General features: G+C 42.1%; 20 protein-coding genes and 2 tRNA genes. 16 read left to right on the top strand and 6 right to left on the bottom strand.

Annotated features, from left to right (window positions below; all coding sequences use genetic code 11):
• The 11 genes from tuf to F9K33_01445 all read left to right on the top strand — a co-directional run.
• On the top strand, positions 1-230 hold a 230-nt coding region (gene tuf, locus F9K33_01495; protein ID KAB2881440.1), incomplete at its 5' end, for an elongation factor Tu.
• A gap of 59 nt (positions 231-289) precedes the next feature.
• Positions 290-362, top strand: a tRNA-Trp gene (locus F9K33_01490).
• A 29-nt stretch (positions 363-391) separates the two neighbouring features.
• Positions 392-574, top strand: a complete 183-nt coding sequence (secE, locus tag F9K33_01485) for a preprotein translocase subunit SecE (protein ID KAB2881439.1) — start codon at positions 392-394, stop codon at positions 572-574.
• Between the two features lie 45 nt (positions 575-619).
• Complete coding sequence (gene nusG, locus F9K33_01480) at positions 620-1,216, top strand: transcription termination/antitermination factor NusG (protein ID KAB2881438.1); 597 nt, start codon at positions 620-622, stop codon at positions 1,214-1,216.
• Positions 1,217-1,249: 33 nt separating this feature from the next.
• Entirely contained in the window at positions 1,250-1,672 is a 423-nt protein-coding gene (gene rplK / locus F9K33_01475; protein KAB2881437.1) for a 50S ribosomal protein L11, read from the top strand.
• 90 nt (positions 1,673-1,762) lie between these two features.
• Entirely contained in the window at positions 1,763-2,467 is a 705-nt protein-coding gene (locus F9K33_01470) for a 50S ribosomal protein L1 (GenBank protein ID KAB2881436.1), read from the top strand.
• A gap of 35 nt (positions 2,468-2,502) precedes the next feature.
• The gene (locus tag F9K33_01465; GenBank protein KAB2881435.1) at positions 2,503-3,030 is read left to right on the top strand and encodes a 50S ribosomal protein L10; all 528 of its coding nucleotides are present in this window, start codon (positions 2,503-2,505) and stop codon (positions 3,028-3,030) included.
• A 96-nt stretch (positions 3,031-3,126) separates the two neighbouring features.
• Positions 3,127-3,510 carry a 50S ribosomal protein L7/L12 gene (locus F9K33_01460; GenBank protein KAB2881434.1) on the top strand — a complete coding sequence of 128 codons (384 nt, stop codon included), beginning with the start codon at positions 3,127-3,129 and terminating at the stop codon, positions 3,508-3,510.
• 183 nt (positions 3,511-3,693) lie between these two features.
• The gene (gene rpoB / locus F9K33_01455) at positions 3,694-7,443 is read left to right on the top strand and encodes a DNA-directed RNA polymerase subunit beta (protein ID KAB2881433.1); all 3,750 of its coding nucleotides are present in this window, start codon (positions 3,694-3,696) and stop codon (positions 7,441-7,443) included.
• An 83-nt stretch (positions 7,444-7,526) separates the two neighbouring features.
• The gene (rpoC, locus tag F9K33_01450) at positions 7,527-11,792 is read left to right on the top strand and encodes a DNA-directed RNA polymerase subunit beta' (protein KAB2881432.1); all 4,266 of its coding nucleotides are present in this window, start codon (positions 7,527-7,529) and stop codon (positions 11,790-11,792) included.
• A gap of 127 nt (positions 11,793-11,919) precedes the next feature.
• Positions 11,920-12,651, top strand: a complete 732-nt coding sequence (locus F9K33_01445; protein ID KAB2881431.1) for an SDR family oxidoreductase — start codon at positions 11,920-11,922, stop codon at positions 12,649-12,651.
• Positions 12,652-12,745: 94 nt separating this feature from the next.
• Here the strand turns inward: F9K33_01445 and F9K33_01440 are convergent.
• Positions 12,746-12,817 (bottom strand) — tRNA-Thr (locus F9K33_01440).
• Positions 12,818-13,014: 197 nt separating this feature from the next.
• On the opposite strand from F9K33_01440, the gene F9K33_01435 reads away from it, so the two are divergent.
• The 5 genes from F9K33_01435 to F9K33_01415 all read left to right on the top strand — a co-directional run bounded on the left by F9K33_01435 (position 13,015) and on the right by F9K33_01415 (position 17,749).
• Positions 13,015-13,398 (top strand): HEPN domain-containing protein, encoded by a 384-nt coding sequence (locus F9K33_01435; protein ID KAB2881430.1) that lies wholly within the window; start codon positions 13,015-13,017, stop codon positions 13,396-13,398.
• A gap of 24 nt (positions 13,399-13,422) precedes the next feature.
• Positions 13,423-14,421 carry a hypothetical protein gene (locus F9K33_01430; protein ID KAB2881448.1) on the top strand — a complete coding sequence of 333 codons (999 nt, stop codon included), beginning with the start codon at positions 13,423-13,425 and terminating at the stop codon, positions 14,419-14,421.
• 11 nt (positions 14,422-14,432) lie between these two features.
• The gene (locus F9K33_01425) at positions 14,433-15,794 is read left to right on the top strand and encodes a hypothetical protein (GenBank protein KAB2881429.1); all 1,362 of its coding nucleotides are present in this window, start codon (positions 14,433-14,435) and stop codon (positions 15,792-15,794) included.
• A 131-nt stretch (positions 15,795-15,925) separates the two neighbouring features.
• Entirely contained in the window at positions 15,926-17,050 is a 1,125-nt protein-coding gene (locus F9K33_01420) for a carboxylate-amine ligase (protein KAB2881428.1), read from the top strand.
• A gap of 36 nt (positions 17,051-17,086) precedes the next feature.
• Complete coding sequence (locus F9K33_01415; GenBank protein ID KAB2881427.1) at positions 17,087-17,749, top strand: PspA/IM30 family protein; 663 nt, start codon at positions 17,087-17,089, stop codon at positions 17,747-17,749.
• Positions 17,750-18,227: 478 nt separating this feature from the next.
• Here the strand turns inward: F9K33_01415 and F9K33_01410 are convergent, their stop codons facing one another.
• The 5 genes from F9K33_01410 to rpsO form a co-directional block, all read right to left on the bottom strand.
• The gene (locus F9K33_01410; GenBank protein ID KAB2881426.1) at positions 18,228-18,563 is read right to left on the bottom strand and encodes a MerR family transcriptional regulator; all 336 of its coding nucleotides are present in this window, start codon (positions 18,561-18,563) and stop codon (positions 18,228-18,230) included.
• Positions 18,564-18,777: 214 nt separating this feature from the next.
• Positions 18,778-19,893 carry an alanine dehydrogenase gene (ald, locus tag F9K33_01405; GenBank protein ID KAB2881425.1) on the bottom strand — a complete coding sequence of 372 codons (1,116 nt, stop codon included), beginning with the start codon at positions 19,891-19,893 and terminating at the stop codon, positions 18,778-18,780.
• Between the two features lie 16 nt (positions 19,894-19,909).
• On the bottom strand, positions 19,910-21,241 hold the full coding sequence (locus tag F9K33_01400) for an insulinase family protein (GenBank protein ID KAB2881424.1): 1,332 nt from the start codon (positions 21,239-21,241) through the stop codon (positions 19,910-19,912).
• Entirely contained in the window at positions 21,242-23,359 is a 2,118-nt protein-coding gene (gene pnp / locus F9K33_01395; protein KAB2881423.1) for a polyribonucleotide nucleotidyltransferase, read from the bottom strand.
• A gap of 207 nt (positions 23,360-23,566) precedes the next feature.
• Positions 23,567-23,839, bottom strand: coding sequence for a 30S ribosomal protein S15 (rpsO, locus tag F9K33_01390; GenBank protein KAB2881422.1), 273 nt, complete (start codon positions 23,837-23,839; stop codon positions 23,567-23,569).
• Between the last annotated feature and the right edge of the window lie 96 nt (positions 23,840-23,935).

Raw genomic sequence — 23,935 nt, 5'->3', positions numbered from 1 at the left:
GCCACACGCCGTTCTTCAAAGGCTACCGTCCGCAGTTTTATTTCAGAACGACGGACGTGACGGGAGTCATCAAACTGCCGGAAGGTATGGAGATGATCATGCCGGGAGATAACGTGAAGATCGGCATAGAACTGATCGCGCCTATCGCTATGGAAGACGGACTTCGTTTTGCTATCCGTGAAGGCGGCAGAACGGTTGGAGCCGGCGTGGTTACTAAAATCCTGAAGTAATAAAATGGTTGAATAATAAATTAAATTCCCGCTGTCTCCGCGCATGCGGGACGGGAAATAGGGGAGTGGCTCAATTGGCAGAGCGGCGGTCTCCAAAACCGTAGGTTGCAGGTTCAAGTCCTGTCTCCCCTGCGCATGACTAACAATGATAGGAAAGACTTATGGGAAAGTTAACAGAATTTTTTGAAAATATTAAGACGGAAATGAAGAAAGTATCGTGGCCAACCAAAGACGAACTCATGGGTTCGACCGGCGTGGTTATGGTAGTATGGATATTATTGTCGATCTATATTTTTACGACAGACAATATATTGCAGTATATCGTTAAACAGTTTCTTTTGTAATCTTAAATTGCACGTTCAATCGGGCTATCGCAGAAAAGGATAAGAATGGAAAATTCTGAAAACGTTTCAGAAAAAAAAGAAGAAGTTGTCGAAGAGGTCGTCCGACCAGAAAATACGAGGTGGTTTACGCTGCGCGTGTATTCGGGACAGGAGCAGAAGGTAAAAGACCACATTCAAAGCGAATTGGAAATAGCCGGATTGAAAGATAAAGTTTTTCGGATCATGATTCCTTCTGAGACCGTGATTGAGATGAAGAACGGCAAGAAAAAGGAAAAAACACGATCTTTTTTGCCGGGTTATATGATTATTGAAATGGTGGATGATAAGCTGGTGCAGCACGTCGTGGCTAACACGCCGGGCGTAGTGAATTTTGTAGGTCCGAAGAACACGCCACAACCGCTTCGTCCGGATGAAGTCGATCGTATGCTTGGAAGAATGCACGAGAAAAAGACATCGGAGACTTACGACGTTCCATTCAAAGTAGGCGATCCGATCCGTGTGACAGACGGACCGTTCACAGATTTTACAGGATTTATCGATGAGATAAATTATGAAAAGAGTAAACTGAAAGTTATGGTCAGCATTTTTGGCCGATCAACACCCGTTGAATTGGACTTCTTACAGGTTAAATTAGAACAGTAATTAACAATATTTATTTATGAAAAAGGGAATCTAATGAAAAAAGTAGTTGCCCAAATCAAGCTGCAAATTGCAGCAGGAGCTGCGAATCCGCAGCCTCCCGTCGGTCCGGCCTTAGGCCAACATGGCGTTAATATCATGGAATTCTGTAAGGCATTTAATGCAAAGACCCAGGATCAAAAAGGGTTGATCATTCCGGTCGTTATCACAGTTTTTTCAGACCGATCATTTACTTTTATCCTGAAAACCCCGCCGGCAGCAATTCTGATTAAGAAAGCTATAGGATTGGAAAAAGGCTCAGCTCAGCCGAACCGTACAAAAGTCGGGAAAATCAGCCGGGCAAAAATTCAGGAAATCGCTAAATTAAAGATGCCGGACCTTAATGCCAAAGACATTGCCGGCGCTATGCGCATGATCGAAGGCACAGCAAAAAGTTTGGGTGTAGAAGTTATAGACTAAATTTAATTAACTCGTTTAATCCATTACCACCCTTGGTGGGAGAGTAATTCATCCGTTGTTGGCGGAGAGAATATTCGCAAAAGGAGATATATGAAAAAAAGAAGTAAACGGTTTCAGGCCGCTCAAAAAAAAGTTGAACATGGAAAAGAATATTCCATAACAGAGGCTTTTAGATTGATCAAAGAAACTGCGAGCACCAAATTTATTGAGACAATTGATGTTGCGGTGAATTTGGGTGTCGATCCTAAACACGCAGATCAAGCGATTCGCGGAACTGTTTTGATGCCTCACGGAGTCGGTAAATCCGTACGCGTGTTGGTAATCACGAAAATGAAAGATAAAGAAGCGAAAGAAGCAGGTGCCGATTTCGTTGGTTTTGACGATTATCTTCAGAAGATCAAAGAAGGTTGGACTGATGTAGACGTGATAGTTGCTACGCCCGAAGCGATGGTTGAACTTGGAAAATTAGGCAAGATATTGGGTCCGAAAGGTCTGATGCCCAATCCAAAAAGCGGCACAGTGACTAACGACGTTGCCAAGGCGGTGAATGAAGTAAAAGCAGGCCGTGTCGAATTTCGTGTTGATAAACAAGGAACGGTTCATGTCGGTATCGGCAAATCCTCATTCGAACAAAAAAATTTGGAAGACAATTTTAGAAGCTTTATGGCTACAATCCTACGCATGAGGCCGTCAACGGCAAAAGGACAATATCTGAAGAGCGTGCATGTGTCCACGTCCATGGGACCAGGCATCAAAGTTAGTAATCAGGAAGTTGGTTCGATAACTGTTCACTAAATCAACATTTGATCATCAATTTTTAAAGGCCTAATATGAAAAAAGAAAATAAAACTGAATTGATTGCTGAGTTGGCAGAAAAATTTGAGAATGCTTCCAGTCTGTATCTGACCGATTTTTCAGGAATCAATGTTCAAAAAATGGAACAATTGCGAATTAAATTTCGCGAATCTAATTCCGATTTTAAAGTGGTAAAAAATACTCTAGCCAAGCTCGCCCTGAACAAAGCGGGGTATACTGTTAATCTTGATAAGTATCTGCAGGGACCTACTGGGATTGCATTTGGTTACGCGGATGCCGTAGCGCCGGCTAAAGTAATATCAGATTTTCTGAAGGAAAAAGAAAATGACAAACTGCAAGTCAAGATTTGCGTTATTGACAAGCAATTGTTTGAAGCTTCCAAGATCGGTGACATCGCTAAGATGCCAAGTAAAAAAGATCTATTAGGACAACTCATGGGCCTGTTCAATTCGCCGATGCAAAACGTCGTGATGTTGCTCAATACACCGATGCAAAATCTGGTCGGCCTTTTGGAAACCTTAAAAGACAAAAAAGCGGCATAAACAATTTAGTTTAATATTAACCATTTGCTGTCTTAATTTATCATTCGTTTAAATGTTGCGGATGACTGACAGCAAAGACATTTAGGAGATATAGAAATGGCTACTTCAAGAGCAGATGTGTTGGACTATTTAGCAAACGCCAACATGATGGAGATCGGAGAACTCGTCAAAGAAATTAAAAGTAAATTTGGTGTTGAGATTGCAGCTCCTGTTGCGGTTGCTGCGGTTGCCGGACCTGCAGGCGGCGGCGCCGCTGTTGCGGAAGAACAAACAGAATTTACGGTAAAATTGACGGGCGCCGGCGACAAGAAAATTCAGGTGATCAAAGTTCTTCGTGAACTGACCAGCCTGGGATTGAAAGAAGCGAAAGACCTTGTTGACAGCGCACCTGCTGTTGTAAAAGAAGGTGTTTCGAAAGATGAAGCAGAGAAGATCAAAGCTAAATTTGCTGAAGTTGGAGCAACAGTCGAAGTAGCTTAATTCGTTCAGAGCAGTCTATCATAAGCGGTCCTGGAAGGGGCCGCTTTAATTTCTTTTTAGAATACCCAGGCGATAATATGGGTGTTCTTATCCCGCGAGCGCACATGCCTTGCGCTTCCAAGTTCAGAATAAAAGCAATTAAGTTGTTCCTCACAACCTAATTTAACAAAAGGCAGGTTACCCTTGAAAAACAAGATCATCGAACGAGTTTCATTTGCTAAAAATCCCAGCGTAACAGAAATGCCGGATTTGCTTGAGATTCAGATTGATTCGTATAAAGAGTTTCTTCAACAGGATGTGCAATCTGAAAAGAGAACCAACACGGGCTTGCAAGCTGTGTTTTTGAGTTCATTTCCCGTCGAAGACGCTAAAGAGCTTTTCAAATTAGAATTTATCAAGTATTTTATTGAGCGCCCCAAATACGATGTCCGGGAATGTCAGGAACGTGGCGTCTCACACTCTGTACCGCTGAAAGCGACGCTGCGGCTTTCAAGCAAGAAATCATCGGATGATAAGCATCCTGAAATTATGGAACAGGATGTGTACCTCGGCAATTTGCCTTATATCACTGAAAAGGGCACCTTTATCATTAACGGGGCAGAACGTGTTGTAGTCAGTCAGTTGCACCGGTCACCCGGTGTCTTTTTTGACGAATCTATTCATCCAAATGGCACTAAAATGTTTTCGGCGCGCGTGATACCATTTAGAGGATCGTGGATTGAGTTTACGACGGATGTCAACGACGTCATGTACGTTTTCATTGATCGTAAGAAAAAATTTCCTGTTACGACTTTCTTGCGTGCGCTTGGTTATTCTTCCGATCGTGATATGTTAAAGCTTTTCGGGGTGATCGATGAGGTTGAACTGACCAGGATTGGTGATACACTTAATGGCCGTAAGATCGCAGTGGATATAATTCAGGAAGAAACCGGCGAGATTATTGCTGAAAAAGATGCGATCGTGGATGAGGAACTCATTACAAAACTCAAGAAATTTAAAATTAAGAAAATAGACCTTATTAAAGCTGAAGACGAAATTCCTGAGGTTATTGCTAATACCATTCGAAAAGACGTAACTAAAACTGAAGCTGAAGCGCTGGAACAAATCTATCGTCAATTGCGTTCCGGCGATGCCCCGGATCTTGAAACCGCCCGCAGTCTTTTGGAAAGACAGTTTTTTAATTCCAAACGTTACGATCTCGGCGATGTAGGACGTAACCGGATCAATAAGAAGTTGAGTCTAAATATCCCGGAAGCGGTCACCGTTTTAACGAAGGATGATATCATTGCAATTATTAAAGCGCTTATTGAGTTACGTAATGGCACCCGCTCAACGGATGACATTGACCACTTAGGAAATCGCCGGGTCAAGACTGTCGGCGAACAACTCGCTTCCCAGTTTAGCGTTGCTTTTTCACGTATGACGCGTACGATTCGCGAAAGAATGAATTTGCGAGACAATGAGAATTTGACTCCTCAGGATCTGGTAAATGCTCGGACCATTTCCAGCGTAATTAATACGTTCTTTGGCACGAGTCAGTTGTCTCAATTCATGGACCAGACCAATCCGCTGTCTGAACTTACTCATAAACGACGGCTTTCGGCGTTAGGGCCAGGCGGTTTAACAAGAGAGCGTGCCGGCTTTGAAGTGCGTGACGTTCACTACACCCATTACGGCAGATTATGCCCGGTGGAAACTCCGGAAGGACCAAATATTGGTTTGATTTCTTCATTATGTTTGTTCGCGCGAATTAATCGATACGGGTTCATCGAAACTCCATACCGAAAAGTCACGAACGGAAGGGTTCAGCAAAATATTGAGTATTTGACAGCGAGCGACGAAGAAAATAGAACAATCGCTCAAGCCAGCGAGATAATTGATAAAAAGGGAATCTTCCAAAATGAATTTGTGAAAGCGCGAAATAAGGGCGATTTCCCCTTGGCTCCGCCGAATGAAATAGCATACATGGACGTTTCTCCTGCGCAGATCGTAAGTCCGGCCGCCGCTTTGATCCCATTCTTGGAACATGATGATGCGAACCGCGCATTGATGGGATCCAACATGCAGCGTCAGGCTGTACCTCTTTTGATTCCAGAAGCTCCCATCGTCGGGACCGGTCTCGAGCGTGTCGTCGCTGTTGATTCGCGCTCAGTGTTAATATCCGAGATAGATGGAATTGTTGAGTCTGTATCCGCTAATGAAATTACCATCCGAAAAAAGGGAAATATAAAGAAACAAAAACAAGAAGTCTCGGATACGGTGTCTTATCAGCTTCTTAAATTTTTCCGCACCAATCAGGATACGTGCATAAATCAGCGGCCTCTTGTTGCAACCGGTGACGAGGTCAAAGCAGGACAGATAATCGCAGATGGATGCGCAACTAATCGAGGTGATTTGGCATTAGGACGTAATGTCCTTGCGGCATTCATGCCATGGCGCGGTTATAATTTCGAAGACGCTATTATTTTGAGTGAGAAACTTTTAAAAGATGACCTTTTTACGTCGATTCACATTGAAGAATATGAGATTCAGGTCCGAGATACCAAACGCGGCGAGGAAGAACTCACACGCGAAATTCCCAATGTCAGTGAAGAAGCGACCAAAGATCTCGACGAAAATGGAATTATACGAGTTGGAGCAGAAGTCTTACCGGGCGATATCTTAGTCGGCAAAGTGACACCCAAGGGAGAGACAGACCCTACGCCCGAAGAGAAACTCCTGAAGGCTATTTTTGGCGACAAAGCCGGCGATGTGAAAGACGCTTCGCTGAAAGCGCCTCCGGGAATGAAAGGGATTGTGGTTTCGACCAAGTTGTTTAGCCGCAAGAAAAAGGACACTGAGTCGAAAAAAGAGGACAAAAAGAAAATTGAAGAACTGGATTCAGACTACAAAAAGCAAGTTCGCCGCTTAAAGGCAAATCTCCGGGAAGAATTGGAGAAACTTTTGGTAGGAAAAGTTTCAGCTGGAGTACAGTATACTGACGGCAGTGAATTTCTCAAGAAAGGACGTAAATTTACCGACGATTCATTCAAAAATTTAGATCCATCGGAGCTTAATTTGGCAGAAAGCCACTGGACGGACGATGAAGAAACGAACGAAATGGCAAATTTTCTTATTGATAATTTTGAACGAAATGTCGAAGAAGTTGAAAGCGAATACAATTCGGAGAAATTCAAAGTTCAAGTCGGAGATGAACTTCCACCGGGTATTGTACAATTGGCAAAGGTTCAAATTGCTAAGAAACGCAAGATATCAGTCGGCGATAAGATGGCCGGACGCCATGGAAACAAAGGTGTTGTGGCCAAAATTGTTCCGGAAGAAGATATGCCGTTCTTGGGCGATGGAACTCCGGTTGATGTTATTCTTAACCCGCTTGGCGTGCCTTCACGTATGAATTTGGGTCAGATATTTGAAACTTCTCTAGCTTGGGCTGGAAAAGTTTTGGGTAAACACTATGAGACCAATGTATTTGACGGTGCTAAGATCCGCGACGTTCAAGATGAATTGCGTGCCGCAGGCTTGCCGGAACACGGAAAAGTCAAACTCACAGATGGACGATCCGGTGAATCTTTTGATCAGGAAACGATGGTCGGTTATATCTACATCATGAAACTGAACCACTTGGTCGACGATAAGATTCACGCGCGATCGATTGGACCTTATTCGCTAATTACACAGCAGCCACTAGGCGGGAAAGCGCAATTTGGAGGCCAGAGATTCGGAGAAATGGAAGTCTGGGCACTGGAAGCATACGGAGCGGCATATACGTTGCAGGAAATTCTTACGTATAAGTCAGATGACGTTAGCGGTCGCGCTAAAGTTTATGAGTCCATTGTGAAAGGCGACAATTTGCCGGAAGCAGGGATTCCAGAGTCGTTTAACGTGCTCGTTAGAGAATTGCAGGGTTTGGGTTTAGAAGTCAAAATAGTATAACAACAACATAAATAATTGTATTTTAAAGTTTATATCTCATTACACGAGATATAGCTTTAACTTCCGAATAAGGAGGTTTAAAAGTGTCTTACTTATCAAACACGAGCTTAGCAAAAAACTTTTCAAGTATTACGATTGGAATTTCATCACCAGATGCAATTCTTAGTCGTTCTTATGGCGAAGTGACAAAAGCTGAAACTATTAACTATCGCAGTTTCAAACCTGAAAAAGACGGATTATTTTGCGAGAAGATATTTGGCCCCGTAAAGGACTGGGAATGCCATTGCGGTAAATACAAGCGTATCCGATACAAAGGCATAATCTGCGATCGTTGCGGAGTTGAAGTTACGTTGAAAGCGGTTCGACGGGAACGAATGGGGCATATATCGCTCGCTGTCCCTGTAGTACATATTTGGTTTTTTCGATCACTGCCATCTAAAATCGGTTCAATTCTTGGGCTTAGTATCAAGCAATTAGACAAGATCATCTACTACGAAAATTACGTGGTCATTCAGCCGGGAAACAGCGGACTCAAATATAAAGATATCATTCCTGAAGAGGAATTATACAGAGTAAAAGAAGAGCTTGGCAAAGAGAATGATGACCTGCCGAATACAGATCCCAATAAATTCATTGCTCTTATTGGCGGTGACGCGGTCAAGGAACTCTTAAAGAGAGTAGAAGTTGATTCATTGTCTATCGATCTACGTAAAATTGTTCGCGACACCGGCTCTTCGCAGCAGAAACGATCTGACGCATTGCGGCAGCTCCGTGTTGCTGACGCATTTGTTCAAAAGGAGTCCGAAATTGAGAACCGGCCGGAATGGATGGTTTTGGATGTTGTGCCGGTTATTCCGCCAGAGTTGCGTCCTTTAGTTCCACTTGAAGGCGGCCGTTTTGCTACAAGTGATCTAAATGATCTTTATCGCCGGGTTATAATCAGAAACAACCGGTTGCGCAAGCTTATCGAAATTAAGGCGCCCGAAGTCATCTTACGAAATGAAAAACGAATGCTTCAGGAGTCTGTAGATTCCTTGTTCGATAATTCTAGAAAGACAGCTGCAGTGAGAAGTGACAGTAATCGTCCTTTGAAATCTTTGTCGGATATGTTAAAAGGGAAACAAGGACGTTTTCGTCAAAATTTGCTTGGAAAACGTGTTGATTATTCCGGTCGATCTGTTATTGTCGTTGGACCTGAACTTAGACTCCATGAATGCGGTTTACCGAAAGAAATGGCTGTTGAGCTATTTAAACCCTTTATTATCCGAAAATTGGTTGAGCGCGGATTTGTAAAAACAGTCAAGAGCGCCAAAAGGATGGTCGATAAACATGGTCCGGAAGTTTGGGAGATTCTTGAAAAGATCGTGGCTGATCACCCCGTGCTCCTTAATCGTGCTCCCACGTTACACAGGTTAGGTATTCAGGCATTTCAGCCCGTTTTAGTAGAAGGGCGTGCTATTCAAGTTCACCCTCTGGTTTGCGCCGCTTTTAACGCCGACTTTGACGGTGACCAAATGGCTGTCCATATACCGTTATCCTATGAAGCTCAAATTGAAACGCGGCTTCTTATGCTGTCGAGTCACAACATTATTCAACCGTCAAGCGGCAGGCCGATTGCGATTCCTTCGCAAGATATCGTTTTGGGATGCTATTATCTCACGAAATTGCATAAGGGCGCAAAGGGCGAAGGAACAAAATATACAAACATGGAAGATATTCGTTCTGCTTATGACAATGGTGTTGTTGAACTTCATGCTAAGGTGCAACTGCGTATACCTAATCCGGATTCCACAGATAAGAAGAAACCTTGGAAGTATATCGATACCACGGTTGGGCGCGCCATCTTCAATGAAATCGTTCCACGTGAGGCGGGTTACATGAACGAACTTCTGACAAAAAAGAAGATTGAAGAAATCGTGTCAAGGCTGCATACGGAAGTTGGGAATATCAAGACGGTGGAGTTTTTAGATAATCTTAAACTTCTAGGATTTACATACGCCACTCGTTCCGGTTGTTCAATAGGCATTGAGGATGTGTTGTCGCCGCCAAATAAAGAGGCCGTTCTGAGACAAGCAAATATACAAGTTGATAAAGTTCAAAAAACTTATCGTATGGGTCTGATGACGGATGGTGAACGTTACAATAAGATAATTGACATTTGGACACATGCTTCCAATGATGTTGCGGCAGCAATGTATGAGAGTATCACGATGTCGAACGATGGATTTAATCCGATCTTTATGATGATGGACTCGGGAGCCCGCGGTTCACGTGATCAGATCAAGCAGCTTGGCGGTATGCGCGGACTTATGTCCAAGCCTCAGAAAAGCATGACAGGCTCTGTCGGAGAAATTATTGAGCACCCGATCACGGCGAGTTTTAAGGAAGGACTTTCAGTATGGGAATACTTTATTTCAACCCATGGCGCCAGAAAAGGGTTGGCTGACACGGCATTGAAAACCGCCGATGCGGGTTACTTGACTCGCCGTCTTGTTGACGTTGCACAGGATGTGATTATTACAGAAGAAGATTGCGGAACTATCTTAGGCGTTAAAACATCGGCAATTAAAGAAGGTGAAGAAATTAAGGAATCGCTCGGCGAACGATGCATAGGACGCGTTGCAGCTGATGATGTGGTAGATCCTTCCACAGGCGATGTGGTAATTGATGCCGGCGAATTAATTGATGAAGACAAAGCGGAGATGTTGAATAACTCCGCGATCGAAACGGTTGAAATCCGTTCCGTATTGACCTGCGAATCCAAACGCGGCGTATGTTCAAAATGTTATGGACGGAATCTGGCAAGCGGCAACATAGTCAATATGGGCGAAGCGGTTGGTGTTATGGCCGCGCAATCTATCGGTGAACCGGGGACTCAGTTAACCTTACGTACATTTCATATTGGCGGTGTTGCATCACGTATCGGTGAGCAACCGCAAGCGTTGGCTAGATCCGCTGGAAAGATAGTTTACGGTCCTGGAATGAAGATTATTGAGCGGAAAAGCGACAACGCGTCTATTTCAATGACACGCAATGCTCGTATTGAGTTAATTGACAACGATACTGAGCGGCTTATTTATGCATACAAGGTGCCTTATGGCGCGGCAATTGCGGTGAAGGACGGACAGTCTGTAAAAAAAGACGATTTCATCATGACGTGGGACCCATACAATACAAGTATTATTACGTCGCATGACGGCGTGATTGTATTCGATGGACTGAAAGAAGGGATCTCATGCCGTGAAGAAGCGGATGAAGCAACAGGTATGAAACATCTGGTTGTTATCGAGTCACGCGATAAAAAAATTACACCGACATTGCTGGTTAAGAAAGGCAAAGAAATACTTGAAACACACATTTTACCGACCCGCGCCTATCTTGTAATGAAAGACGGCGATAGCGTGATTGCCGGTGAAGCCATTGCGAAGATTCCCCGTGAAGCGGCAAAGACAAAAGATATCACGGGAGGTCTTCCGAGAGTTCAAGAACTGTTCGAAGCGCGCAAGCCAAGAGATGCGAGTTCTGTTAGCGAAATCGACGGCTACGTGAAGATCGGTAAAATATCACGAGGTTATCGCGAGGTGACTATCGAAGGAAAGAACGGCGAAAGCAAGTCGTATAAAATTCCATTTGGCAAACATCTCATAGTTCACGAAAACGATTTTGTGTACGCCGGTGAACAGCTGTCCGACGGCGCCGTAGCGCCGCATGACATCTTACGCATCAAAGGTCCGGCTGAGGTCCAGCGGTATCTAGTGAATGAAATTCAGGAAGTATACCGCACGCAAGGCGTTAAAATCAACGATAAGCATATCGAAATCATTGTACGTCAAATGCTGCAACGAGTTCGTATTGCTGATTCAGGCGATACCTATTTCTTGCAGGATGACCAGGTTGACCGTCTGCGATTCCTCGATGAGAATCAAAAAATACGCGAGAAAGTAGTTATCACGGATCGAGGAGAATCTAATACCAAAGAAGGCCAAATTTTGACCAGGGCCGAACTTGAAAAGGTGCTAAAAAAATATGATAAGAAGAAAGCACCTGAATACCGTGAAGCCCAGCCCGCGACAGCAGAACCTTTGTTGCTCGGAATTACTCAAGCGTCTTTGAGTACGGAGAGTTTCATTTCAGCTGCGTCATTCCAGGAGACTACAAAAGTTCTGGCGGATGCGGCAATAAGCGCGAAAACCGATTATCTCTTGGGTCTCAAGGAAAATGTAATTATGGGGCGGCTTATACCGGCAGGAACCGGGCTGAAGCGCTACCAGGCGATTGCTGTTTCGCTCAAAGAAAGCGGAGAGGATGAAAAAGGGAACGGCAGAAAAGCAAAAAAAGAAAAAAAATAGAAACAATTTCATTTCTTAACTTTTTTGAGGTGATGTCGATAACGACATCACCTTTTTTTATCTGCATTGGCGATAGGTAATGCGATACTCAGCTTGAAATTAAAATAAATAATAAATACCTTGTCCTATGGAAAATCAAATCGCCCTTATCACGGGTTCCGGTCGTCGTCTCGGTCGCCGGATTGCAATTGCACTCGCGGAGTATGGTTTCGACATTGTGATCAATTACAACCAATCTAAATCGTCCGCTCTAAAAACTGTTCGCGACATTAGGAAACTGGGCCGACGTTGTATTGCCGTCAAGGCAGATGTAACAAAAATCACTCATGTTCGCCGGTTGATGAAGGAGACTGTAAAAACATTTGGTAAGTTGGATGTGCTCGTCAACAATGCTGCGATCTTTCCACCCCCAATTGAATTGAAAAGGATTAACGAAACTTTGTGGGATACCGTAATTGATACTAATCTGAAGTCATCATTTCTTTGTGCCCAAGAGGCGTCTACGTATATGATAAAACGAAAATCGGGTAAGATAATCAATATTGCATCTCTTGGCGCATATCATACTTGGCCAAAGCATATCCCGTATTGCGTGTCAAAGGCCGGCATTGTGATGCTGACAAAAGTTTTAGCCAAAGCCCTTGCCCCGCATATCACTGTTAATGCGGTTGCCCCGGGTACTATAATTATACCCAATGAAGAAAGCAGCGACATTATTCACCCGTCAATTGAAAAAATTCCACTTAAGAAATACGGAATGCCTTCCGATATTACTGACATGGTTGTATTTCTTGCCTTGTCGTCAAAGTATATTACAGGTCAGGTGATCAAAGTAGACGGCGGAGCCACGATTTCATAACGCAGGATAGAAGATCTCAAAACAATAAGAATGATAGTTGTGGCTATGTGAAAATAAATAAAATTGTAAAGATGGGCCTAAAATTTTTTGATTGAGCCACAAGCGGGATTTGAACCTGCGACCTGCTGTTTACGAAACAGCTGCTCTACCGCTGAGCTATTGTGGCGTTAATTATTTTGCGGTGCAAAGATAGATATTTCATATTTCAAAATCAAATTATTTTATTTGATTTAATATTCCTTCAGATCGGATTTTGATGCGCAATGTTTCGGCTTGCAAATCTGTACTTACTTATTTATATTTTTTCAGTTCATATCTCACACTACCGTTTCTTCGCTTTCTTCCGTTTTAACAAATAATCACATGCTAGTTGATGAGAAATTTCGTATTGGAACCCTTGTTGACAAAGCCAATGAAAGCCTCGGGGCGGCTGAATTGCTTATGGACGAACGGCTGTACGAAGAATCTATATTGAGATGTTATCATGCTGTTTTTTTTACGCTGCGGGCATTCTTGAAAAAAAATAAAATCGAAATAAAAAAAACTTCTGACTCGATACCGGTATTCAAGGCGCGCTTTATTGACACAAAAGTGCTTTCTTCAGCGTTGCATGACGATTTGTTAGCAGTGGTAAAAGCCGGAGGATTTGAAAACCAATCAGACCAGCTCGCAGCAGATGAAGCATTAGCTCGTGATGTCTACGAAAAAGCAGATCGATTTTATTCCACATTGACAGATTTAGTCTAAAATTGAGGAGTCGCCATGTCTCAAATTGCCCGAATCGGTGTTTTACGGGGAATGGAAACAACTTTTCCTGATGCTTTGATCGCCAACATAAATAAAGTAGCAACGAAAAAAAAGTTAAAAATTGCCGCTGAATTCATCATGCTTGGCGGCACGAAAATGAGAGAGCCATCCGGTTACAAAGTGATTATTGACCGAATTTCACATGAAGTTGCATATTATCGGGCATATCTGAAAAATGCGGTTCTCGGCGGAACCGACGTCATTAATAACCCTTTTTGGTGGTCGGCCGATGATAAGTTTTTTAATTATTCTCTTGCCGATAAGATGGGGATACCTGTTCCTAAAACGGTGATTCTCCCGCACCATCAGCATCCGCCAAATACAACCTCAGAGTCTTTTCGTAATTTGACTTTTCCGCTTCCGTGGGACCAGCTTTTTGAATACGTTGGTTTTCCTGCATTTTTAAAACCTTTTGACGGCGGAGGATGGCGGCATGTATACAAAGTTGAATCTGCCGATGACTTTTTCGAGAAATATAATCGGACTGGTGATTTGTGTATGGTATTGCAGGAAAACATAAACTTTGAAGAATATTATCGATGTTACTGTATAAACAAGAAACATGTCCGGATCATGCAATTTGATCCCGGTGCAGAGCCTGTCAACAGATACGTAAAAAATCCAACGCCACTGGACGACAAAAAAGCAAAGCAAATTGAAAAATATTGTGTAGATATATGCACGGCATTGGGCTATGATCTTAACACACTTGAATTTGCCGTACGGGACGGTATTCCTTATGCAATTGATTACATGAATCCCGCACCCGATTGCGATTACTATTCAGTGACTCCTCCCAATTTCGAATGGGTTGTTGATAAGGTTACTGAAATGGCCATTGATCGCGCTTTACACCATCAACCCTATGCCGGCGAATTCCGATGGAATCAGTTTCTCAACGGCAGAGAATCAGATATGTCAAAGCCTCGTACTGCCAAAAAGAACAAATCCAATACAGAGTGAGAGATTAAGCGATGGTTAGTATTCCGGAGAGTATCCAATACTATAACGACCTTCTTGAAAAAAACGAATCAAAGATCGCAGATATTTTTGCAGTTTTCGTGAGCGAATGTCAATTGCAGAAACTGACATTTGGCGGACGTTCGATGTATAATTTTGTTCGTCCGAATTTTATTTCCATAGAACAATATGAATACATTCGATACGTTTGCGGCATTCTGCGGAATACCATAACTAAATTTAAGAATGCGGCTCTTTCAAATCCTCATATCATGGCTCAGGCAGGCGTTAATGCGCGAGAGAAAGAACTGGTTGATATTCATCCCGGTTATGATCGTTTGTCCATAACGGCCCGGTGGGATTCATTTTTGCAAGGTGATTCCCTTAAGTTTGTTGAATTGAATGCTGAGTGTCCGGCAGGTATAGCATATTCAGATGTTGCAGCTGAAGTATATGATCAATTTCCGTTTGTCACTGAATTTAAAAAAAAATATTCGGTTGAAAAATGTCAAATACGTCAGACACTATTAGACGGCCTCATAGAAACGTATCAAGTCTATACCGGTAACAAGAGAAATAAAAAGCCTGTAATTGCTATTGTAGACTGGCGAGACGTTCCGACGTACACTGAGTTTCAGCTCTTTCAGGAATTTTTTGAGTCAAAAGGTTACGAATGTGTAATCGCAGATCCGCGGGATCTTGTGTATGCAAATAATATCTTACGGTTTGAAGATACAAAGATCGATCTTGTTTACAAACGTATCCTGACCAATGATTGTGTTGAACGCGTTGAAGAAACCCAGACCTTGGTTGACGCATACAGAGATCACAACGTCTGCATGATTAATCCGTTTCGAGCGAAGATGGTTCACAAGAAATCAATTTTTGCCGTATTAACGCATGAGAAAAATCACGATATGTTCAACGGTGAAGAACTGTCCGTTATCTCGAAACACATTCCATGGACCCGTGTAGTACAAGAGGAGAAAACGGTCTACAAGGGGGCAATAATTGATCTCATTTCATACATATCATCAAATAAGGACGAATTTGTCATAAAGCCAAATGATGAATACGGAGGCAAGGGGGTTTGTCTTGGGAAAGAAACGTCCGCAGAGAATTGGAACAGAGTCATTCAAGAAGCCATGTCTGGTGAATTTTATGTAGTTCAGGAATTGGTGCCAATCCCACGAGTTTCATTTCCTATTGTCGAAGATAATAAGATAAAGTATGTAGACATGGTCGTTGATATGGATCCATATGTTTTTGGCGCAAAAGTAGAGGGCGTTCTTACAAGATTGTCCTCCTCATCACTCGCTAATGTGACTGCTGGTGGGGGCACGACACCCACGTTTATCCTTGATGAAATTCATTAAATTGGCCACTTATGATCATCTAATCGAGGAAGTTTTTTGGCGCCAATTGACTAAGTAGTTATTTATAAGATAACTCGTCCTAATCTAATTAATAAAGATGTTTACTTTGTTTATAATAATATATTAGACTAATGACTGAAAAAGTGCCTTTTACTATTGGAATTGAAGAAGAATTTCAGATCGTAGATCCTGAGACGAGAGAATTGCGATCCCATGTAACAAGCCAAATGCTCGAAGAGGGTAAATTACTTCTTTCCGAACAGATAAAGATGGAGATGCATCAATCGGTTGTTGAAGTTGGAACGAATATTTGCAGGAATATTCAGGATGCGCGAAAGGAAGTAGTAAAGCTCAGAACGGCTATTGCGCAGTTAGCAATGAAAAGGGGACTGAGAATCGTTGCGGCAAGTACTCACCCTATAAGCGATTGGAAAAGCCAGGAAATTAGCGATCATGACCGCTACAGGGAAATTATCGAAAATATGCAAGATATCGCCAGAGCCAACCTCATTTTTGGTCTGCATATTCATATTGGGATGCCGGATAACGAAACTTGTATTGCGATCTTGAACCAGATTCGTTATTTTTTGCCGCATGTTCTGGCCATATCGACGAGTTCGCCATTTTGGATTGGGCGAAACACGGGTTTGAGTTCAATTCGAACAAAAATATTTCAGCGGTTTCCTCGAACCGATCTGCCACCTGTATTTGAATCCTGGGCGACTTTTGAGGATTATGTAAACCTATTAGTGAGAACGAATTGCATTGATAATGGCAAAAAGATTTGGTGGGATGCTAGACCCCACCCGAATTTTGGTACTCTTGAGGTTCGTGTTTGTGATTTACCAACGCGAGTTGATGAAACTATCGCAATTGCCGCCCTGATTCAAGCGCTAATGTTGACTTTATATAGGCTCTATATGAGAAATATTTCATGGCGGATTTATCCAAATCAACTTATCTCAGAGAACAAATGGCGTGCAAGCAGGTATGGAATAAATGGTAAAATGATCGATTTTGGTAAAAGACAAGAGGTGCACACAAAAAACTTAATATATGAATTGATTCAATTCGTCGATGATGCAGTAGAAGAACTAGGCAGCCGTAATGAAATAAATTATATTTACAAGATATTGGACGAAGGCACGAGTTCCGATCGACAGGTCAAAGTATTTAATGAAAGCGGACGAGATCTAAAGGCAGTTGTCGACTTCCTATTAACCGATACATTAACCGGATTATCATTAAAACCATAATAAACCATATATTAAACTAAACAACAAGGAGACAATATGGGTATTTTTGCAAGAATGACAGATGTTTTGAAGGCAAATGTTAATGATTTGCTGGATAAGGCCGAAGATCCTGAAAAAATGCTTAAGCAAATGGTTATTGAAATGGAAGAGGCTGTCAATAAAGCAACTACGGCAGTTGGGACAGCTATTGCAAATCAAAAGCGCCTTGAGAAACAGTTTAATGAGAATAAAAAGCTTTCCGAGGATTGGCAAAATAAAGCCATTCAGGCAGTAAATGCCGGCCGCGATGACCTTGCGTCTCAGGCGCTTGCCAAGAAAACGACATATCTGAATTCCGCAACTTCGCTCGAGCCGGTTCTACAGCAAGCCACTCAGACAGCTGAGCAAATGAAGTCTCAATTAATGCAGTTGAAAGCAAAGCTTGATGAAGCGCGTGTTCGGCAAAATACGCTAATTGCACGACATCAGGCAGCAAAGGCCAAGAAAATGATTGCCCAGCAAATGAGTGGTATTGGTGGCGGTGCCTTTGGTAATTTTGACCGATTTGAGAAGAAAATTGAGGACGTGGAGTCACAAGCTGACGCTCATGCGGAACTGGCTGACCAGTCCACATCACTTGATGATGAATTCAAGAAACTCGAATCAAGTTCGACGGTTGATGCCGATCTTGCTGCTTTAAAGGCTCAATTAGGAAAATAAGACGGTATGGTAGTATATGCTAAATTTGGTCTCGGAGAAGACTCTCAAACCTGTAAGGTTTAAACGGCAACGAATAATACAGACTAAAACCTTGAATATTATTTAACATCTAAATTAAGCAGCGAGTAAACCTTACAGGTTTAAGATATAACTGAAGTAGAACTTATAGACAAAACAGACACTGCAAAAATATATTCTGCCCGAATGCATAGATCCACCGTGAGTGAACCCGAAAAGCACGAAATAGTTCATTGGCATGTTTATGTGATGTATAATATATATTATGTAAACTCACTAAACTTCTGCGCTTCTCTCCTGGCTTTTCAGCACCGGAGTCAAGGAAATACATCTAGCATTTAGCATGTAGCTTCCTGAGGATGGGCACTGATTGAATGCGCTAACTTAGCGCCAATTGTTCACGGCAGAATGGTATGATGGATAAATTATAAACGTATATTAAACAATAATGTAGGCGTAGCTATTTGAGATCTTTGATAATAGACATGATATCTGATTTAATTTCCCGGAAAAGCTGAATAGTGTCTGTTTCTGTTTGAATAGTGGCGTGAGATTCTTCCTCGGATAATACTTTTTTGGCACCCTCAATCGTATATTTTTCGTCGTAAAGCAGCCTTTTTATAACAAGAATATTTTCAATATCCTCTTTTGTGTAAATTCGATTGCCTGATCTATTTTTAGACGGCTGAAGAATATCAAATTCATTTTCCCAGTATCTTAATACATATTGCTTCAGTTGAGTCATTTCACAGACTTCACTTATGGAATAATAGAGCTTCTTTACTATAACTGACATAAATTTAATTGTTTAAGTTAATAAACTGGTTCTTATAGCATTGAATCCTTACAATATTTTCATAAAAAAAGTGTCATTCAATCCGGAGCACGCAATTGAATTTTGGGAGCACACCTTAAGGTCTGGAATTCAGTATTTTTAAAACAAGCCTAGAGGCGCTCCGAGACGACACACAATACATATTAAAAGTAACATGTAAGTTAAAGTATATCAATTAGTTGATAATTGATTCGACAGGATGATACCTAAGATCAAAAGCGTCCGCGACACCTTTATAAACAATTTTACCATTGATTATATTACATCCAAGCAATAGTTCCCTATTTTCTTTTACCGCATTTTTCCATCCTAAATTGGCTAGTTGGATCGCGTATGGCATGGTTGCATTAGTCAACGCAACCGTCGAAGTTACTGGAACAGCGCCAGGCATATTAGCAACACAGTAATGAACTATTCCATCGACAGTGAATATGGGGTCTTCATGTGTCGTAGGTCTTGTTGTTTCCACGCAACCACCCTGGTCGACAGCAACATCCACGATAACAGCACCTTGCCGCATCGTTTTGAGCATGGATTTCGTTATTAGATTTGGGGCCTTTGCGCCAGGAATCAATACAGCGCCAATCACAACATCAGCATTTTTTATGTTTTCGGCGATATTGTAGCTATTGGACATCATCGTAGTCACATTCTTTGGCATAATGTCATCCAGATAACGTAATCTATACAAGGCAATGTCCATTATTATAACCTTGGCTCCAAAACCGGCAGCAATCTTCGCGGCATTTGTTCCGACAACACCCCCTCCAATGATAACGACTGTGGCAGGCTCCGTGCCTGGAACTCCGCTCATAAGCACTCCCCTTCCACCAAAAGTTTTTTCCAAGTATTTTGCTCCTTGTTGGGCGGCCATCCTGCCCGCCACTTCACTCATTGGGTCCAACAAAGGCAATTTCTTATCTGAGCGTTGGACTGTTTCGTAAGCAATTGCGATACAGTCAGATTTGATCATTGCTTCTGTTAAGATCCTATCAGCCGCAAAGTGAAAATATGTAAAAACAATCTGGTTAGAGTGAATCAGCTCATATTCCTGCTTAATAGGCTCTTTCACTTTTATGATCATATCAGATTTACTGTACACGTCATTCGCAGTAGCAACAATCTGAGCTCCAGCTGAGGCATATGCGTCATTACTGAACCCACTCGCGGTTCCAGCATTACTTTCAATGATCACCTTATGGTCGCACTTAGTCAGTTCAGCAACCCCAACAGGCAAAAGTCCTACACGATTTTCTTTTATTTTTAATTCCTTCGGAACGCCTATAACCATGATGCTGAGCCCCTGATTAATAAAGAACGGATACTTCCATTTTTCTTGACGAATGAGCGAGATAACTAGCCGCTTTCTGTATACTTTCGAGTGACAGTTGATCAATATAGTCGGTAATATCAGAAATATTAAGTTTCTTCTTTAGATAGATCTCGTTCTTTGCCAGCCTTATCATTCTCGTCGATGTACTTTCAAGTCCAAACAGTAAATTGGCTTTGATTTGTGCCTTCGCCATTTTGAGTTCATGTATTTTTATAGGATGGGTTAGTAACTTGTTACATTCCGATTTAACAATAGCGATTGATTTTTCGAGATTATTTTTGTCAGTCGCAAAGTAAATTCCAAAAACACCGGTATCATACATAAAATCTGCAAAACTATAAATCGAATAGGCTAATCCATATTTTTCTCGAACACGCTGAAAAAGCCTGGAACTCATGCCACCACCCAGAATCATATTCAATGCCAAAAAATCAAATTTTTTGTTATTTAAATAACTAATATTGATAGGATTACCTATGCAAACGTGGGCTTGTGAGATGTTCTTATTAATGATTTCCATCTTGCCTGCCCTGGTTCCGTTTGTAAACATCTTAACCTTGGATGGCCAATATGACCGGTTTATTCGTCTTTGCCCGAACGAGAACTTTGCTCTAACAAGTCTGGTCAATTCTCTTTCATCAAAGTTACCGGCAATTGAGATTACCACATTAGATGGGACATAGTACTTGTTATAAAAGTCTACTAACTGATATTGCGTAAAACCCGATACAGTTGTGCGTGATCCCAGTATGCTATATCCTAAGGAATGGTTCTTGAACAATTGGCCATAAAAATGGTCCTGAATGCATTCCTCGGGAGTATCTTCAGTATCTTTGATCTCCTCCAGAATTACCTGTTTTTCACGACTGATTTCTTTTTCATCGAAAACGGCATTCTGGACTAAATCAGCCAAGACGTCGACTGCAAGCGGAAGATCTTCACTGAGAATTGTAGCGTAAAAACAAGTTTGTTCTTTACTTGTGAAAGCATTCATATTGCCGCCGACATTTTCAAGTGCTTTGGCTATTTGAAGTGCGTTTCTCTTCGTGGTTCCTTTGAATACTGAATGCTCGATGAAATGACAAATGCCCATATTCAATGCAGTCTCATGTCTACCGCCAACCAAAACCCAAACTCCGATCGTTATGGACCGGAGATTGGGCATATTCTGAGACAACAGCGTGAGCCCATTTTCAAAGACTGTCTTCGAAAAATTTTCTTCGCTATAGAGCGTTTTGCTATTCGCGGCGTTAAACGAATGGATAAAAGAAGGTGACAACCGATTTTTATCGGATCGTTTTTTCATCTAGCTTTTTTTTTCTGGTTCGTGGTGTGGCTCTCTCTTGATCAAGGCTTTTCTGCTTAATTCATATTTGGTTTTGCCGTCGCGAGTCATAATCTCTTGTAACAGAACTTCAACTTCATCGCCTAATTTCAAGTATTCTTCCACCCTTTGAACCCGTTTGTGATCAATCTCTGAGATATGAAGAAGCCCCTCTTTACCTGGTAAAATTTCTACAAAGGCGCCAAAATCGGTGATTTTCTTCACTGTACCTCGGTATGTTTTACCTTTTTCGGGATCTTCGGTCAATCCACGTATAAAGTTAATCGCAATTTCACTTCCTTCGGCATTTACGGACGCAATGAATACTGTACCGTCTTCGCCAATATCAATTTTAGCTCCTGATTTCTCGACAATTTCACGAATAGTCTTTCCGCCGGGACCAATTACCAACCCAATTTGATCAACTTTAATTTTAATCGTAGTTATTTTCGGCGCAAATGGTGAAATATCCGGTTTGCCTTGCGCGATAGTCTGGTTCATTATGCCCATAATATGGATGCGTCCCTCTTTAGCCTGAGCCAATGCTTCACGCATGATGTCAAAAGAAATTCCCTTGATCTTAATATCCATCTGGCATGCAGTAATGCCCTTGGCTGTTCCGGCGACCTTGAAATCCATATCGCCTAAATGATCCTCATCTCCAAGAATATCACTGAGGATTGCGTATTTCTTATCTTCCTTGATTAGGCCCATTGCAATGCCGGCGACCGGTGATTTGATAGGGACTCCGGCATCCATAAGCGATAATGAACCGCCGCAGACCGATGCCATGGAACTTGAACCATTTGATTCTAATATCTCGCTTACTATACGAATCGTATATGGAAATTCCGCTTCATCCGGCAAAACGATTTTCAAAGCGCGCTCGGCGAGGTTACCGTGCCCGATTTCCCGTCTTCCTGGTCCGCGGGACATGCGCGCTTCGCCAACCGAGAAATGAGGAAAATTGTAATGCAACATGAATCTCTTGTCGGATACCGGATCGATACCATCAATGAATTGTTCATCAATTTTAGTGCCAAGCGTAGATATAACGAGAGCCTGTGTCTGTCCTCTGGTGAATAAAGCCGATCCGTGCACTCTGGGAAGAAAATTTATTTCGCATGTAATAGGTCGAATAGCGTTCATTGAACGTCCGTCCAAACGGCGTTTTTCATCCAATATCATGCTTCGCATGTCCTGGTATTGCAAGTCTTCAATAACTTTAGCGATGGCACGGCCTGAATCCGGGTACTTTTCCTTAAACTGTTCTTCCAAAGCCTTTTTTAGTTCTTTTAACATACCGTTGCGTTCCGATTTATCTGCAATCCTGTCCGCCTCATAGACCTTGGATTTTGCGACTTCGGTAACTTCTTTCAGAAAGGTTTCATCCAATTTTGCAGGTTCGAACGCTCGCGTAATTTTTTTTACTTCTGCAGCAAGTTGTTCTTGAATAGCGACAATCTGTTTTATCGTCTCATGTGCAAACATGATCGCGTTTAACATGTCTTCTTCGGAAATTTCGTGCGACTCCCCTTCTACCATTGCTATGGAATCCTTTGTACCGGAAACGATAATATCCATGTCACTTGACAGCAGTTGTTCGAAGCTGGGATTGATGATCAATTTGCCGTCTACTCTGCCGACGCGTACGGATGCAATGGGGCCATGAAACGGGATATCACTGACCATCAGCGCAGCTGAAGCTCCTATACCGCCTAATACGTCGGCGTTATATTCCTTGTCGCTTGAGATGACGTTTACATTTACGATCGTTTCGAACTGATAACCTTCTGGAAAGAGAGGACGAATTGGCCTGTCGATAAGGCGGCTGCTCAGAATTTCTTTTTCGGTGGGTCTTCCTTCACGTTTAAAAAATCCTCCTGGGATTTTACCAGCGGCATAGGCGCTTTCACGATAGTCTACGGATAATGGGAAGAAATCGACGCCTTCTTTGGGTTCTTTGCTGGAAACAACGGTCGCCAAAACGACAGTATCGCCATAACGTACGATCACTGCCCCGTCGGCTTGCCGGGCTACCCGTCCGGTTTCGATGTGCAGTCTCTTTCCGCCAATTTCCATTTCTTTTGAAAAAATCATGAGTACTTACTCCTGGTTAAATTAAGTGATTATTTCACTTGAATAGCGGTAAGCACGTCGAGATTTTTTTTAGAACGTCAACCTAAATGAATTCTTCACAATAAAACCCATTTAGAGTGACGAAATAAAAAACCTCACTTATCGCTATTCAAATTAATGTATAAACGACAAAAGTTAAACCGGATAAGTTTAACTTTTGTCGTTTTGTTATTTTCTTATGCCTAATTCGGCTATCAATGAGCGATATTTTTCAATATCTTTCTTGGTCAAGTAAGTCAGCAAACGTTTTCGCTGCCCAACCATCTTCAATAGGGAGCGGCGGGAACTATGGTCTTTAGCGTGCGTTTGTAGATGTTTGGTCAAATCATTGATGTGTTGAGTTAGTAAAGCAATTTGAACCTCAGAAGCGCCGGTATTTTTTTCCGAGCCGCCGCTGTATTTCTTGATAGTTTCAAGCCTCATTTCTTTCGTAACTGCCATGGTACTTATTTTCTCCTTCTATTTTTTTGTTTATACCATTTTATATAAGTTGCACGGAATATATAGAAATTATTCTTATGAATCAAATAATTTATT

The sequence above is a fragment of the bacterium genome, assembly GCA_008933615.1.
Lineage (GTDB): Bacteria > CLD3 > CLD3 > SB21 > SB21 > SB21.
Note: the sequence above shows the minus strand (reverse complement) of the source record. Positions and strands in the feature narration are given on the sequence as shown.